This is a genomic window from Ehrlichia japonica, from assembly GCF_000632845.1.
Taxonomy (GTDB): Bacteria; Pseudomonadota; Alphaproteobacteria; order Rickettsiales; family Anaplasmataceae; genus Ehrlichia; species Ehrlichia japonica.
Map to the genome: position 1 here is coordinate 827,613 of NZ_CP007474.1, position 18,335 is coordinate 845,947.

Below are 18,335 nucleotides of genomic sequence, written 5' to 3' on the forward strand. Positions count from 1 at the left end.
TTAATATATCATCTATCTTAATAACTTCAGTACTACACCGTTTTACAATACATTGTCCTTAATTACAGGAAAACCTACACACTCCCTAACTAAAGAGATTCCTGTATTATGACTCATATTAAGTATGATTTGCATGCAATATAATTTTTGGTATAACTTTATATTTTAATTACATGCTAACTCAATACACGCAATAAGATATCATTCTGTTCTTTATTATGTATACTTGTATATCCAACTGCAGTAGAAGCAGAAGCAAGACGAGAAATACATACTGCTTGCTTAGACTTTACATTAATTATCATTAAAACTTTTTCAATATAATTACGAACAAACACCCACGCTCCCATATTCATTGGCTCTTCTTGACACCAAACTACCTCTGCATTTTGATAATTTTTTAACTCATTTGCTAATTGCTTCTCTGGAAAAGGATAGTACTGTTCTAAGCGTATTACTGCTATATCATCTATTTTTCGTTGGTCTCGAGCCTCAATAATATCAAAATACACTTTACCACTACATATTATAACTTTGCGGATCTTATCACTACTACATAATGAAGATACTTCACCAATCACAGGAACAAAAGATCCAGTAAAATCAGATAATTTAGATACTGCCATCTTATGACGTAATAAAGACTTAGGAGTAAACACAACAAGAGGCTTACGAAAATCCCTGCATATTTGCCTACGTAATACATGAAAATAATTTGCAGGAGTTGTACAATTTACAACTTGCATATTATCTTCCGCACATAACTGTAAATATCTTTCTATTCTCGCTGAACTGTGCTCTGGTCCTTGACCTTCATATCCATGAGGGAGTAATAACACTAACCCACTACAGCGTAACCATTTAGTTTCCGCAGAAGAAATAAATTGATCAATTATAATCTGTGCACCATTTGCAAAATCACCAAACTGACCTTCCCAGATAACTAAAGTTGATGGAGAATCAGTACTATACCCATATTCAAATCCCATAACTGCATATTCTGATAACGGACTATTAATCACTTCAAAATTTGCCTGTGGTACACCTAAATTATTTAAAGGAACATAAGAATTTCCTGTCATTTGATCTATTAATACTGCATGTCTATGTGAGAATGTACCTCTACCACAATCTTGACCAGATAACCTTACTTTAACATTTTCTGATAATAAAGATGCAAAAGCTAAAGCTTCACCAGTCGCCCAATCAATATCTTTACCAGAAGACACCATATCAAAACGTGTCGATAATATCCTCAATATTTTTTTATTACCATTAAACTCTTTAGGAATATCCACCAAAGCATGAGCTAATTTTAATAATTCTTGTTCATCTACCCCTGTATCAGATAAATAATCTGCAAAATTACCAGGAATAGGTCTTCTGAAATTGGCCCAATTTCCTTTTAACCAATCAGCTTGATCAGGAACATAACTTTCTGACTGCACAAATTCTTCATTAAGCACATTATTAAATCTAGCTTGCAAAATTTTGAATTCTTCCTCTGTAATGACATTTTCATTGATTAATTGCTCTTTATAAAGCTTCATAGGAGTCTTATGCTTCATAATACGATCATACATGATAGGTTGAGTAAATAAAGGCTCATCCCCTTCATTATGTCCATAACGGCGATAGCATACTATATCAATTACCACATCTTTATTAAACTTTTGCCTATACTCTACAGCTAAATTAATAGCTGTTAATACATCCTCAGGAGAGTCCCCATTTACATGAAAAACTGGAGCATCTATTGATTTTGTTATATCTGAACAATAAAAAGAAGATCTAGAATCTTTCAGATCTGTTGTGAACCCTATTTGATTATTGACTATTATATGAATTACCCCACGAACTTTATATCCTCCCAAATCACTCAAAGTTAATGTCTCTGCAACAACACCTTGACCAATAACAGAAGCATCTCCATGTACTAATACCCCAAGTATAGAAGATTTATCACACTCTTTTAATACATCTTGTTTTGCTCTAATTTTTCCCATAACAACTGGATCAACAGATTCTAAGTGGGAAGGATTAGGACATAAAGACAAATGTACAGCTTTATCAGGAGATAATTGACGATCAGAAGAATAACCTAAATGATATTTAACATCACCAGAAACATCTACATCTTTTGGATATGCAGTTCCCCCTTTAAATTCATATATCATAGCTTTATATGGCTTCTTCATGACTTTTGTTAATACGCTTAATCTACCACGATGAGACATACCAATAACTATTTCACGAAAATTAAACACAGTTGATAAATCAATTATTTTCTCTATAGCAATAACTAAAGAATCTCCACCTTCTATAGAAAATCTTTTGTATCCTGGATATTTAGTATGTAGAAACTGCTCAAAACACTCCACTTCCATCAGGTGCTGTAATATTTTCTTCTTGTCATCATTTGATGTACTGCTATAAAAACCCTCAATCTTGTTCTGTAACCACATCCTTTCTTCATGATTCCTAATATGCATAAACTCATAGCCAAGTTTATTACAATAAATGGATTTTAAAGTATTAATTATATCACCTATAGTAGGGTTACTTAATCCCAAAACAGAACTAAATGTAGAAGAAGGCTTTATATCATTCAAGTCAATATACTTATTATAATCTAAATCATCAGCTACATGTAATTTTAAAGGATCTAAATCAGCAACAGTATGCCCATAAGACCTAAAAAAATTTAATAATTCCACAACTTTAGCATTATGACTATCAATGACATTAACACTATTTGATTGATTAACAGCATCAATACTTTCTGGAGAATGCAAGCTATTCGAAAAAAAATCACGCCATCCTAAAGAAACAGAATTACTATCCTTTTGATAGCGCTTATAAATATCTTCTATAACATCTACATTATCAGTAAATAAACAAGTTACATCTTTCATGTTTTCACCATTTTTAAATTTTAACAAATTTAAAGCTATTACAAAAGTTCATATCACTTAAAAAAGTATTTATGATAATAAAAAAACTACCAACTGTATACAGTACTACAAAATTCTGTGGCACTATAAAATTCAACAGTATATTTATTTATTGTACTACAGACATTAACCCTCACACTATTAATTTTAAACTTCCAACCAGTACTACAAATGTTTTTCCAATTTACAAATTACTCACAATAATAGAATTATCATTTCCTTTATCAGTGTTATAGAACACTATTGTATAATAATAAACACAATACACCTCTCATTTTCTAAAATTATGAGATTTTTACTAAAACTTACTCATGATACTTATTATCGCTTAAATACAGAATAATTTAAAGTTAAAAAAAATCATTAGAATACTTATTGTAGCAAACTACAATTAGTCATGTTGCAACATTACAAAAATAATTTAAGTATTTGATATAAATATTATCATATAGTAAACTCATTTATATCCTAAATTATTAGAATATGCTTGATAGATCAATTTACTTCTGCTATATTTAGGGAAAGTGACTTCTTATTGTTCCAAATCAGCGTTCACATCTTTAGAATTACACATTCGCTTATATTTCTTTTTACAGGTTTTGGTTTAACGTGCTTAATTTTCCAATATAAAAGCTTCTTTGCTGATTTTTCATAATTTTTAAATTATTAAAATAACACCACATAATACTTATTATGTACTATTCAATGTTAATTCCACAACAGCATTCTTTTATTATTTTTAAAGACAAAACATATGAGAAACATCAGTTCTAATTTAACACAACATTTATCATCTGAAGTTCTTACTATTGCACACTGTTTACAAATTACTTTGAAAAATAAAAAAATAATAGGACTGACCAACTTTGATCAAAACTTAGTTATAGACAACATAACTTATGAAACAACACCTGGATTAAATATAGATACATTAAGATACAATTCTATTTCTGGTAATAGCGCAAAAATAGACATCACTATAGACAGTAACACAATAAAAGAAGAAGAAATATTATCTGGATTATATGATTTTGCTAAAGTAAAAATATTTTTTGTAAATTATACAGATCTCACTCAAGGTAATGCGACATTATTTTATGGGAGTATTAATAAAATTACCGTAATCGATGATAAATTCACGGCAGAAGTCAGTAGTATATTTAACACTTTATCGAAAAATGTCGGAGATTTCTTTTCATCTTCATGTCGAGCACAGTTCTGTGATAATAAGTGCAAACTAAATAAAGAAGCATTTACTGATATACACAGTATTACTAGAGTAATAAGCAACCAAGAATTCGAGTGTATTAACTTGATAAACATTGACAACTACTACACATATGGATTAATCACATTCATTACAGGACAAAATAATAACTTAACACTGGAAATTAAATCTCACAATAAGTCGTATATAAAACTATACAATACCACACCATACAAAATCTCAATCAATGACAAATTCTCCATAGTTGCTGGTTGTGACAAAAGCTTCACTACATGCAGTAACAGATTTAATAACAGTAAAAATTTTCGAGGAGAACCACATATTCCTGAAATACATTTTTAAGCAACAATAAATATTAAACAGATATTATAAAAACAGTGGTAATAATTTTCTCATGACAGAAATTTTGAAAAATACATATAAAATATATGTACAATCAAATACTTAATACACTCATACTACCATACAGAACAGTTAGCCATAACAAAAAATAACTTTAAATCACTTATAGTTTTACACCTCTTAATATTTTATGAATCAATCCATAACACTAAATAAGTACTCACTTTTATATTACAAACATTCCTAAAAAATATCACATACCTAATCAACACTTTCTCTAGTCAATTCTGAACTTTTTATAGGAGTTACACTTATGTCATTAATTATATTATCAACCATCGTTAATAGTGTAAAAGAATCCATAGAAAAACTCCTTTCAGCAGAATTAAGTAATATAACAAATCAAAACACACATCACCATTTTTTAGACAACAATATCCAAATTAAACACATACCAAAAATCAATAATTTAAAGATTCAGACATCTATATATGGAAAAATGATTCCCATATTATACGGAACAATGCGCATCGCAGGAAATATAATATGGATAGATGAATTCAAAGTCACTACAGACAAAGATATAGTTATAAAAAACAGTCCAAACAAAAAATCTACAAGTCATAATTCTACAGAATATACATACCGTACAAGCTTGGCTATAGCAATATGTACAGGACACGTTAAAAAAATCTCAAAAATATGGGCTAACTCACAACTATTAGACTTAAACACATTAACATATAGATTTTATCAAGGTACAGAAGATCAAGAACCAGATCCACTAATACTAAAACTAATGGGTGATATCCCAGCATATCGTGGACTATCATACATAGTAATAGAAGATCTTTTACTAACAGATTATAAAATTCCTAACTTTACATTCGAAGTAACAGCACAACCTACCAACCATAACTATCAAGAACACATCACACAAAAAATTAAAAGTATACATATTATACCAGGATCCGGAGAATTCGCGTACGATACGAAAATACAAATGAAAGTTCCCCAACAAAAAATTGGCAAGCAATACATTCCCTATGGAGAAGCACAACAAATTAATAACCACAGCAAACATCAAAAAGCAGATGCTTTAATTTCCCTAGATCAATTACAAGAAACTCTACCAAACATACAGTGGATATCTGTTATTGTAAATTGGTACACAGATAGTTTAAATATCAAAGATTGCCATATTTATCCAGCTGTTGAATTCAAATTTGATGCCACTACAATACCTGACAATTGGTATGTAGCAGGAATGAACAGAGAGGCAGCAAGACAAATTTCTAGGTATAACACTGTATACAAAGGAACTATTAATGATAAATCTTTAGTTAGATATATTAATGAATTGAAAACACGAGGCTACAAAGTATTACTATATCCTATGCTCCTAGCGGACATTCAAGATACTCCATGGATAGGTAATCTCACTGGGGATATAGAATACATAAGCACATTTTTTAATAAGCAATACAATCCATTTATTAAGCACTATTATAATTTAACTAAATACGTAATAGATGCTCTTGTAATTGGCACAAGTTTTATTGGGTTAACAAGAATAAAAGACAAACATAACCATTATCCAGCAGTAGATGAACTGATGAAATTAGCAAATTATGTAAAAAATCAACCAGGTAATAACATTATTGTAACATATGCATCAGATTGGAGGGAATATCATTCTCATAACGGATATTATAATATGGATACACTATGGTCATCAAAAGATATTGATGTAATAGGCATAAACGCATATTTCCCACTCACAGATATTCCCCAACCTATTGATGGATTCACAGAACAAGATATAATCAATGGATGGTATTCAGGAGAAGGATATGATTACCTATATACTAACCCAGAAATAAAACAAGGCAAAATTCCATATATTGAAAACAATTATCAATATTCTTGGAAAAATATAGAGAAATGGTGGACACAACACCACATTAATCCAGACAATACTACTACTTCTTGGATCCCAAAGTCAAAAAAGATATGGTTTACCCAATATGGATTTCAAAGTATAGATAACTGTACAAGTCAACCTAGTATATCTATAGATTATCAATACAATAAAAATCCGATATTTTCAAAAGGATATGTGGATTTTCGTGCACAAAAAATTGCAATAAATGGCACTATCAAAACATGGGACAATTCTGATATAGTAGAACAAATGTTTCTTTGGGGATGGGATATAAGACCCTACCCTTATTTTCCTCAATTAAAAACTATCTGGGAAGATTCAAAAAATTGGCAAATCGGCTATTGGATACAAGAGAAACTATCATTACTTGAAATATCTCATATAATTTACGATTTACTAAAAAGTACAGGGTTACAGAATAATCAAATAAAAATAGAAGATCTACACAATACAATAGATGGATATATAATTACTGAAAGACAATCTATAAAATCCATATTAAATGTACTAAAAGACTTATATGATTTTGAGATAGTAGAACAAGATAATAAATTAGCTATTATTGAAGAAAACCAACTAGCTCAATATGACATTCCATCGGATGACATCCTATCTAATAATAAAAGCAATACTCAAAAAATTACCAAAACAAACTCATTAAATTTAATTAATAGTATCAACTTTATGTACATTAACAAAAATCATGAGTACAACGTAAGTTCACAGCGTATCAAAATACCTTATTCCCAAGACACAACAATACAAACTATTCAAGTTCCAATTGTATTAAACGACAACCAAGCAAAAACTATAGCTGAGAATATCTTAAATAAAAAATCAAATAATAAATACAATTTCTATCTTACACTTCCAATAAAATATGCTTGGCTTAACATTAGTGATATAATTCAAGTACAGTATAATGATGCTTTATACAAGATAAAAATTACAGATATTTACCTACAAAATATTTCAATTAGTATAGAAGGAGTAATCTATAATAATTCATTTCCTACTCAACATTTTACTCCAAACAACAATTTTAACAGTCATTTTGACAAAGGTAATGCAGAAGATCCAGTACATATCTTCGATTTACCATGTATTCACAATATAGACAATATACTATATTTTGCGATCACTAGAATCAAAACAAATTGGGAAGAAAGCATTCTTTATTCATACGAAGAAGGAGATGAGCACTACAAAGATGTTCTACCCATAGATACGGAAGCAACTACTGGAATTATTATTAATAGCTTAAATATAGGTCCAATAGCTATACCAGACCAAGCAAGCAAAATAACAATTCTTTTAAAAACAGGACAATTATATTCAATTGAATCTTTATTTATAAATAACAATAGTAATCTAGCATTAGTTGGAAATGAAATAATTCAATTTCAAAATGTTAAACAAATCAGAGAAAATACATATCAACTAAGCTACCTGCTTAGAGGAAGATTTGGAACAGAAAGATACATTGCTCAACATCAGAAAGAAGAATTTTTCACATTATTAGATAATCTTCCTTCCTTAAAAATTAACCAATCACTAATTAATAAATCCTTGATATACAAGGTAATATCTAAAAAATCCATATCTTATACTAAACAATTTACATATACATACTATGCAAATAATTTGAAACCATTACCTGTAATACATGTAAAAGGCAACCGTGATATATACAATAATCTAACAATCACTTGGACAAGAAGAGCACGCATCAACGGAGAATGGAACGATAATACTGACACACCTATAGATGAAAAATTCGAAAGTTATGATATTGAGATCTTAAACAACCAGAATATAGTAACACGTACAATTACAGTAAAAGATGATAGTAGAACATTCATATACTCTGCCGAACAACAGAAAATAGATTTCAATGTAATACAAGAAAAAATTAATGTTATAATATATCAAAACTCTAGTGTAATAGGTAGGGGCACAGCTTACAAAACTACTTTATAAATTTCAGTAGCCACCATTACATATAATTCACATTACAACAACCTATACAAATTTTATTCTTTTATATAAAAGAAAAAATACTTAAAATTTATCAAACCTATAGATATTTATTCTTAAAACTCCACTTAAAAAAATCTCATGATCTAAAATACTTATCATTGCATGCAATCTTTATATGTTTTTGAGTAATAAGATTTCAATATGGCAAAAATATTGAATTTATAAACAAAAATAATATTTCTAACAGCTAAACTATAAATTAAATATGTTCTTTTCTACTCAATTAAATCCTTATACATATATGTAATCTACTCTATAATCAATTGACTGTGATAAATATTCAGTAGTTTAACATAATAAAAATCATTGTGTTAATTCATTATATGCTTAACGGGATAAACGCAGTTATTTGTAAGGTTAATGCAAGGTCTATATATCAAGTCATATGGTTGTCAAATGAACGTTTATGACTCTTTATACATATATGTCTACTCTATAATCAATTGACTGTGATAAATATTCAGTAGTTTAACATAATAAAAATTATTGTGTTAATTCATTAATCATTATATGCTTAACAGGATAAACGCAGTTATTTGTAGGGTTATGCAAGGTCTATATATCAAGTCATATGGTTGTCAAATGAACGTTTATGACTCTTTAATTATGGAAAACATAATCAAACCTCTTGGATTCACTGTAGTGAGTGAACCATCAGAGGCAGACATTGTAATATTAAATACCTGTCATATTAGAGAGAAAGCTTCTGAAAAACTATATTCAGAATTAGGTAGAATAAGAAAAATACAAGAAAATAAAAACTTAACTATAGTAGTTGCTGGATGTGTAGCACAAGCTGAAGGAGAAGAAATATTTGAAAGAGCTCCATTTGTGGATATAGTTGTAGGCCCTCAGAGTATACATACACTCCCTGAACTTATTATAAAAGCCCGTCGAATAAAAAAACAAGTTATCAACATTGATTTTCCTGTCATTTCAAAATTTGATGTAATACCAGTAGAAGAGTACACAAAAAATCAAGAAACCTCTGCTTTTATTTCAGTACAGGAAGGGTGTAATAAGTTTTGTACATTTTGTGTAGTTCCTTACACACGAGGAGAAGAATACTCAAGAACAGTAGAAGCAATATTTAATGAAGCACTTGTCTTATCAGACTCCGGAATAAAAGAAATAACCTTAATTGGACAAAATGTAAATGCATATCATGGAACATATAAAGGATGTGAATGGGATTTAGGAAAATTAATTCAGTATCTTGCAAAGATACCAAGCATAGAGCGTATAAGATATACAACATCACATCCACGCGATATGCATCAATCCTTATATGAAGCACATGGACTTGAAGCAAAATTAATGCCATTCATTCACTTACCAGTACAATCAGGATCAGATAGAATACTAAAGAAAATGAATAGAAGGCACACTGCTGAAGAGTATATAAATATTATCAATAATCTAAGAAAACAACGTTCTGACATTGCTTTCTCATCTGATTTTATAGTTGGATTTCCAGGAGAAACAGAAGAAGATTTTGAACACACAATACAACTAGTAAAAGAAGTAAAATTTTCACAAGCATACAGTTTTAAATATAGTCCAAGACCAGGAACACCTAGTGCAGAATATGCAAACCAAATACCAGAAGAGGTAAAATCTCAGCGCATTCTCAGGCTACAAGAACTATTACGAGAACAACAGATTGCTTTTAATAGAAACATGATTGGTCAAACTTGTCCTGTACTATTTAGTAATAAGAAAGGAAAATTTGATAATCAAATCATAGGTAAAACTCCATATATGCAATCATGTTACATTAATACAGATAATCCAAGTCAGTTTTACAATAGTATCTCATGTATTAAAATAATAGATGCGCATCAAAATAGCTTAACTGGCATAGTTATTAATTGATACAATGCAATATTCTGCTACCAATATAGCTTTATACATAAGAAAGTTCTCCAAAGGTATACACAATCAACAGCATTTACACATTAAATAATAGACATATATATCCAGTAGTTTACAGTTACCACCATGAAGCTTGCAATATAGCCTTGCAATAAAACTTTTTAAGGACATATTCAAACCCTTATAAATAGCATTATCTATGATAAATAATGAACTCATATCTAACATGTTATAGTTGTTAACTGATGAAACAGAACATCCTTATCATTAACAGAATTTAATATATAACTCTATTTAAAAATTTTTTTTATCAAGTAATCTAAAATCTACCTAAAACTAGAACAGCTTTTCATACCTTATACATGAAATACTATAACAACATATACTAAATCCTGAATATACTGTTTAGTACAGCACAATACTTCATTAATAATAAAGTTCCTACATTTTTAGATAAACAATACTCTCTAACCACATACATAATAAATTTACATATAAAATCACCTGTAAATTTACAACTTGATCTATGCTAATACACAACAATAACTTTTAACACTACACATACTATATAATTTAAGAAAAAAATCTTCCAAAAAACTACAAAACATCATTTCATATAGAAAGTATCACGACAAAAAAACAATAAAACAAATGATAGGAAAACAAGCACTGGCATAAGAAAACTTACGTGTATTATATCATATTTATCCTGATATTCTAGTGCAAGCGCTACTAAAAACATAATTACTCCACCTACAATACACATCAATCCATTAATCATTGAGCAAACAGTTCCTATTTTACCTTTATCCACGACATCTGTGCCAATAGAAAAGTTCAACATATGTCCACCAGATGCAAATCCAAATACAAACATATAAAAACATAAACAATATAAACTACTACCACACAATAACAAACTGAGGCTAATACATTGTAATAAACAGAACCCCATAAGTACATGCTTCCTATTTTTCAACATATTAGAAATTACATTGACTAAAGGACAACCTACAGCAAAACCTATCCATATTATAGAATGTACAAGAGTAACATTATCATCGCTTAAATTCATAGCTATTAATAACTTTTGTCCCCAAAATATAGCTATTGACAAAAATATTCCAAACATAAAGCTACCAACTATTGTAAACAGCCATATGTTTCTTACTCGTATTATTTCAACAATATGTTTAAATACTTGTAATAACAACTTAATAATATTTGTATTACCACTTTTTAAATATGCTGACTCTTTGTTCCCTACTAGGAATAACGTTGCAATAAGTACAGCAACTTCAACGTACTCTATATACTCAATTATATCTCTCCAAGATAGTCCTGATAAAATCAAAGATGCATAGATATACTCCATAAACAAAGAAGATAAACTATATACTGTTTGAACTAGTCCAAACATAATACCTGATTTTAAAGGAGAAAAAAATTTATAACTGATATAACCTGCCCCTACAAAACCAAAAGATGCTCCCAATGCCAAGAAAATTTGCGATACAAAAAAACAAATAGTATATTCAGCATGGAAAAATAAAAAAGTACCTATAATCGTTAATATAGCAGATATTGGTAGCACTTTTTTTTCATTATAACAATCCAGTATTGATCCAGTAAATAGTTGAAAAATTGAAAAACACCACATATGTATTGATGCTGCTAATACAGTTTGTGCAATACTTAAATTTAAATCTTCACTCACATATGGATTTATCACAGCATAAGCTATCTGAAAATTACTCCCACAAATAAGTACTAATACCCCTATAATCCAATTTAAAATAGGATAAAAACACATTTATATCATATACCAACATTACAATAAATTATTAATAAAAACTCCCTAGAGTTAATTAGCAATTATCTACATAATCAAAAAAGAATTTTTAGTATAGTAATTATAATATTAACTAATTCAAATATACTATAAAATTAGCAAAAGCTTATTAATACCCCTAAATTTCTATTAACTTACACAATCTAGCAGATAATAAGCTATAAAACTATTTAGACACAATACTAAGGCAATTTATATACTTACAACTTTAAACACTACATATACTATCCTAACATATAATTTATTATCAGTTTAGGACATGTAAACTTTTACTTTATTAAAAATATTTATATCCATTTGAATCTATAGCAGAAACTACCCTATAATGAGTTTTATAATTAAACCAATCACTATTAATGCCCATATAATATCTCTACCAATATTTGTCTTTACCTTACTTAATTCTTGATAATTACTTATTATATCTAAACTTTTATCAACTTTTTTCATAAATAAAGGAATATCATGTATAGTTTGACACAGGTAAGATCTCTTTAATTTTTTAATATATTTATTTTTTTCAATAGCATATTTCTCCATCCATAATTCTGCTATTTTCCACATATTAATTTCAGGACACAATTGCCTACATACACCCTCTACTAACACTGTAGTTTTTTGTAGTAGAAAAAGCTGAGGCTGCAATTTCATATTGAAATCACCAGTAACCTTGAATAACTGAGTCAACAGTACTGAAATGGATATATTTTCTGTATTCTTACCAACTATAGGTTCACCTATAGCACGACAAGCTGTAACAAAATTACTATATTTGGCATCAACATATCCAGCCCTATAATGAACATCAGCAACATATTGATAATCCCTTTTTAAAAAACCTACAAGTATCTCTGTAACATACATACATGTAGCCTTATCTAATCTTCCCACAATTCCAAAATCTATAATTACAATTCTTCCTTTTGTATCCACCATAAGATTTCCTGGATGCATATCTGCATGAAAGAATCTATCTCTATACACTTGATTACAAAAACAAAATATCAAATTCTTCACTAATACTTCACAATCCTCTGATTTGTAAATACTATATATTGGTACAGCATCTATCCATTCTAATGTCAACACACGTCTTGTAGTTCTAGTCCAATCCACCTCTGGTACATAACATCCTTTATCATCTTGAATATTAGCTCTTAACTCTTCAGCATTTGCTGCTTCAAAACGCAGATCTATTTCCATCTTACATATCTCATGAAATGTTTGTACAAGCTGTAACAATTGAAATCGTTGCAAACTTCGAAAATTCTGTGCCAACCTTGCAAGCCAGAACATTAATTTAATATCTCTTTCAAAAATTTTTTCGATTCGTGGTCTCAGAATTTTAACAGCTCTTACATTTCCATTAATATCTTTGGCTTTATGCACTTGTGCAATAGACGCAGCAGCAACTGGACTTTGTTCAAACTCACAAAATATTTCACTTATCTTGCATTTAAAATCTTCTTCTATAATTCTTACAACATCCATATAAGAAAAAGCTGGCAGTTTATCACATAAACATAGTAAATGATTTGCAATCTCTTCTCCAATAATATCAGCCCTAGAAGATATAGATTGACCAAATTTAATAAAAATTGGACCAAGCTTTTGCATAGCAATTGCAATTTTTTCTCCTTGAGATTTTCCTTTAATTGATTTTTTAGCAAAAACATAAGTGTAAGGTAATATGTTATATCTTACTAAAATATTTAATATATTAAATAAAGAAATTATATTGAAGAAGACACTAAGCATAAGATGAAAACATTGTTAAGAATTTTTCATTTTTTACAATCTCACTTGGAGATCCTTCACAATAAATGCTCCTATTAATACATATAACACGATAAGAATTCGACATTATAAAATGTAAATCATGAGAAGTCATGATTACACTTAAATTATATATAGCAATTAATTTGCTAATCAACTTGTAAAAGCTATCTTTTGCATTAATATCCATGCAACTCACTGGTTCATCCAAAATAATTAAATCAGGATTTAACATCAAACATCTTGCAAGTAGAACTAATTGTAACTCTCCATAAGATATCTCTGACATTTGTCGATCTAATATTTTTTCAATATTAATATCTTTTAACACATTACTTAATTTTAATTTTCTTTTCCTTTTTGTATAACTAGAATTTAGAAAATATTCTACCGTCATTGGAATAAGAGAATTAACACTAAAATGTTGAGGTAAATATCCTATAGTAAAATTTTTTGCATATTCTACAAGCCCTACATAATTTTTATATATCCCAACTAAAACACGAATTAATGTTGTCTTACCTCCTCCATTTGGCCCTAAAATTGTAACAATTTCACCAAATCTCACCTGGAAACTAACATCATCTATAACCTTTTTTTTAGAATAAAAAAATGAGAGATTTTCAACATTTATTATATAGTCATTGACACTCCTATCATTATATGAAAGAATGTGCCTTTTGTTTAATAATTTATGAAGCATACAGTCCTTCTCTTCCTTTTCTACACATTGTTGTTGCATCCTACTATAGGATATTCTGTACCAAGAATTATAGCAACTATAAACCCAATATATTCACTAGTTAATGCAGTCACTAATGGAATAACAAAACCAGTGCTTTTAATTAATGAACCAATTTCGATACATGATTATACGTTAAAACCATCAGATAAAAGGAAACTAAAAGATAGCAATATCATATTTTATATAGATGATCACCTTGAGACTTTTATAAACAAAATACAAAATAAAACATTAGTCAAACTTTCAGAGGTTGTAGAATTATTACCATCAAGATATGATTCTAACTTTTCTTATAAAATTCATACAACACAAAATGATTTACACATTTGGTTAAGTCCAGAAAATGCAAAAAATATAGTCAATCAAATAAGAAACGTGCTATGTCAAGCAGATCCAGAAAATGCAGCAAGGTACACTGACAATGCAAATTTAACATTAATACAAATCACTAAACAAACAGAAAAAATAAAAAATATGTTGAACTCTGTGAAAACAAAGCCTTACATAGTCACACATGATGCATATCAATATTTTGAGAAATACTTTGGATTAAACTTTATAGCAGCTCTTTCCTCAAGTCATGACACAAATATCAGCGTAAAGAGGCTAATGCACATAAAAAAGATTATTACTCAACACAAAATAAAGTGTATTTTTTCTGAGTCTTCAAATGATAAGGTTAAGAATTTATTTTTAAAATATCAGGTAAAATTCCAAATACTTGATCCCATAGGTAGTACTCTAACAAAAGACAATGCATACTTTGATATTATGCAGAACATTGCTAATAATTTTCTACATTGCCTATCACAGGAATAGATTTATTTAATATAAATTTTATAAACCATAAAAAATACATCACAAAAGTCATATGTGTAAAGGTAATGGATACTTCAATCCAACATTTATGTAGATTCTAAATTATCTAAATTTAATAACAAGTACCTTCATACAGAATACATAATAACCTTGATCTAACAGGTATACCTTATATTCTAATAAACATACATCGCAATATATAAAATATGCGTTCTCTTTTTCTTATGCAAAGTGCAAGATACAAAATGCTAAAAATTCTTACACTTAAGCCTACTTAATCTTTTTAATAACAAAATCAAACACTAGCAATATATAAAAAACCATACATAAAAGATCTGTAAATTTTCCTTATAAAAAAACTTCACAGATATCCCTAGTCACACAATCAATACTTAAGACATTGTAATATATAAAATTTGTGTTCTCTTTTTCTTATGTAAAGTGCAAGATACAAAATTCTTACACTTAAGCCTACTTAATCTTTTTAGTAACAAAATTAAACACTAGCAATATATAAAAAACCATACATAAAAGATGTATAAAGTTTTCCTTGTAAAAAACTTCACAGATACTCTTACTCGCACAATCAATATTTAAGATATAATATACCGAGAAGACAAAGCTGCACTTAAAGTTCCTTCATCTAAATAATCTATCTCTCCCCCCATAGGTATACCACAAGCTAACCTAGTTACCTTAATCCCTAATTCCTTAATCATTTGAGTTATATAATGAGTAGTCACCTGACCATCCATAGTGTTGCCTATACCTATAATCACTTCTTTTATATCAAACTTTTTTATTCTCTCTACAATACTATCTAAATTCAATTGATCAGGCCCTATTCCATAAATTGCAGACAAAGTTCCTCCCAATACGTGGTATACACCTTGATATATTTTTCCTTTTTCAAATGCCCATAAATCTCCTAACTCTTCCACTATACATAATAATTGACGATCACGCATAACATCAGAACAGATACTACACGGTGCTTTAATATCTATATTAAAACATATAGGACATTCCTTAGTCTGGAATGCTAAATCCTGAATTCCTGATGCTAAAGGTAACATAACTTCTTCTTTGTTGCGAAGTAAATAAAGTACAATTCTTCTAGAAGAAGATGGCCCAAAATTAGGGAGTTTTGCAAACATACTAATTAACTTATTAACACCCATGCCACATCCTTAACAATTGATCAGCTAACTTGTATATTTATAATTAAAGATTCATTTATCTATAATAAAAAAATTATCATCTATATAAAGAGTTAAAGGATATAAAATACCCGAATAAACTATACTTAGAAAATATCTAATGTATAACAAAAGAAAATTACAAACCTAGCTAACGATTTGGCTCGTCTTCTGTTGATGCAAGTTTATTGTCTTTTAATTCTTGTTTCAAATTGCGAATACCTTTACCTAAGTCACTCATAACATCTGGTAACTTCCCTGCACCAAATAGTACTAAAATTATTATTAAAATTAAAAAAATTTGCCATGGACCTAAAGTCATAATGAAACTCCTATAAAATATAACACTATACCTTAAATAATAAAATTTTATTTAAGTCAAGCAAGATAAATATAGTATCACCAACTTGTGGTAAAACTATGTTAGCAAACCTCATCCAACATAAACAATCATCTACACAGATACAGATCATATTATTAAAAAATTTTATCTGCTTTACTATAGCTTTTATTCCTTTATCTGAATGAGAAATTATTGCCTCAGGCCTTATACAAACTACTACTTCTTCCCCATTACTAAAAGATTGTGCTGGTATTTTCCCTATTGGTAATTCTATATAAGAATCCCTTACTGTACAAACAAAATGATTAATCTCACCGAAAAATTGTGCCAACATATGATCTTTAGGACTATAATATATTTCATACGGAGTACCATGCTGAACTATATATCCATCACGCATAACATATATTGTATCTGCAACTTCCAATGCTTCCTCTGGGTCATGAGTAACAAGTAATACCGTAATCCCTTTAGCTTTCAATAATGATAACACATGCCTTCTAATATTAACTCGCAACGCCGTATCAAGACTAGAAAATGGTTCATCTAATAATATAACTTCTGGTTTTTGAGCAATTGCTCGAGCAATTGTAATCAACTGCTGCTGCCCTCCAGAAAGCATATCAGGATACATATCTTTATATGCTATCATATTAATAGATCGTAATATATCTAATGCAATATTAAATTTCTGTATTTTAGACGAGTTTTTAATAGCAAACATCACATTTTCAATAACAGTTTGATGTGGAAATAGCGAAGGGTGCTGAAATATTAAGCCAACATTACGTTCTTCAGTTGGCATACAAAAACTACTATTAACTACAACTTTACTATTTATGCATATAGAACCACAATGCAAATTCTCCAATCCAGCAATTAGCTTCAATACTGTAGATTTACCACATCCAGAAGGACCAAGAAGACAAATTACTTCCCCTTGTTTACAACTTATATTAACATTATGTAGTAAAAATTGACCTTTTTTATATTTATAAAAGACATTTTCTAACTGTAAACCTACCATCAATAGACCTTTAACAAGTTTAATGCCATATTAAGAAGAGTTATGTGACTGTCACTCATACAAAAACGGGTACATCCCATAAAATAAACATCAAGCACTTCATTTAGATATTAACCTTTTTTTATTTTCTATGCAAGTAATACAAAGGTATTATATATATATATCACCTTTTACTAAAATCCCTTTAGTA

11 protein-coding genes are annotated in these 18,335 nt (G+C 28.9%); 4 read left to right on the top strand and 7 right to left on the bottom strand.

Translation table 11 applies throughout. The features are described 5' to 3' along the window. Positions 1–176: 176 nt before the first annotated feature. On the bottom strand, positions 177–2,915 hold the full coding sequence (locus EHF_RS03285; RefSeq protein ID WP_044195184.1) for a 2-oxoglutarate dehydrogenase E1 component: 2,739 nt from the start codon (positions 2,913–2,915) through the stop codon (positions 177–179). Positions 2,916–3,708: 793 nt separating this feature from the next. On the opposite strand from EHF_RS03285, the gene EHF_RS03290 reads away from it, so the two are divergent. From EHF_RS03290 to miaB, 3 genes are all read left to right on the top strand, one after another. Next, a complete protein-coding gene (locus EHF_RS03290; protein WP_044195188.1) occupies positions 3,709–4,524 on the top strand; it encodes a DUF2163 domain-containing protein in 816 nt (271 codons plus the stop codon). Between the two features lie 313 nt (positions 4,525–4,837). Continuing rightward, the gene (locus tag EHF_RS03295; RefSeq protein ID WP_044195190.1) at positions 4,838–8,449 is read left to right on the top strand and encodes a glycoside hydrolase/phage tail family protein; all 3,612 of its coding nucleotides are present in this window, start codon (positions 4,838–4,840) and stop codon (positions 8,447–8,449) included. A gap of 606 nt (positions 8,450–9,055) precedes the next feature. After that, positions 9,056–10,384: a tRNA (N6-isopentenyl adenosine(37)-C2)-methylthiotransferase MiaB gene (gene miaB, locus EHF_RS03300; RefSeq protein WP_044195192.1), complete on the top strand. Its 1,329-nt coding sequence runs from the start codon at positions 9,056–9,058 to the stop codon at positions 10,382–10,384. Between the two features lie 607 nt (positions 10,385–10,991). Here the strand turns inward: miaB and EHF_RS03305 are convergent. The 3 genes from EHF_RS03305 to EHF_RS03315 all read right to left on the bottom strand — a co-directional run bounded on the left by EHF_RS03305 (position 10,992) and on the right by EHF_RS03315 (position 14,715). Next, positions 10,992–12,197, bottom strand: a complete 1,206-nt coding sequence (locus tag EHF_RS03305) for an MFS transporter (protein WP_044195195.1) — start codon at positions 12,195–12,197, stop codon at positions 10,992–10,994. A gap of 354 nt (positions 12,198–12,551) precedes the next feature. Further along, on the bottom strand, positions 12,552–13,994 hold the full coding sequence (gene ubiB, locus EHF_RS03310) for a 2-polyprenylphenol 6-hydroxylase (RefSeq protein WP_044195197.1): 1,443 nt from the start codon (positions 13,992–13,994) through the stop codon (positions 12,552–12,554). Further along, positions 13,987–14,715: a metal ABC transporter ATP-binding protein gene (locus EHF_RS03315; protein WP_044195200.1), complete on the bottom strand. Its 729-nt coding sequence runs from the start codon at positions 14,713–14,715 to the stop codon at positions 13,987–13,989. The genes ubiB and EHF_RS03315 overlap by 8 nt, the downstream gene beginning before the upstream one ends. On the opposite strand from EHF_RS03315, the gene EHF_RS03320 reads away from it, so the two are divergent. Next, a complete protein-coding gene (locus EHF_RS03320; protein ID WP_044195201.1) occupies positions 14,707–15,576 on the top strand; it encodes a zinc ABC transporter substrate-binding protein in 870 nt (289 codons plus the stop codon). The genes EHF_RS03315 and EHF_RS03320 overlap by 9 nt on opposite strands. 593 nt (positions 15,577–16,169) lie before the next feature. On the opposite strand, the gene recR is transcribed toward EHF_RS03320, so the two are convergent. The 3 genes from recR to EHF_RS03335 all read right to left on the bottom strand — a co-directional run bounded on the left by recR (position 16,170) and on the right by EHF_RS03335 (position 18,145). After that, a complete protein-coding gene (gene recR / locus EHF_RS03325; RefSeq protein ID WP_044195204.1) occupies positions 16,170–16,757 on the bottom strand; it encodes a recombination mediator RecR in 588 nt (195 codons plus the stop codon). 169 nt (positions 16,758–16,926) lie between these two features. Beyond that, a complete protein-coding gene (gene tatA, locus EHF_RS03330) occupies positions 16,927–17,097 on the bottom strand; it encodes a twin-arginine translocase TatA (protein ID WP_024071877.1) in 171 nt (56 codons plus the stop codon). 25 nt (positions 17,098–17,122) lie between these two features. Next, positions 17,123–18,145 carry an ABC transporter ATP-binding protein gene (locus tag EHF_RS03335; RefSeq protein WP_044195206.1) on the bottom strand — a complete coding sequence of 341 codons (1,023 nt, stop codon included), beginning with the start codon at positions 18,143–18,145 and terminating at the stop codon, positions 17,123–17,125. Positions 18,146–18,335 lie beyond the last annotated feature (190 nt).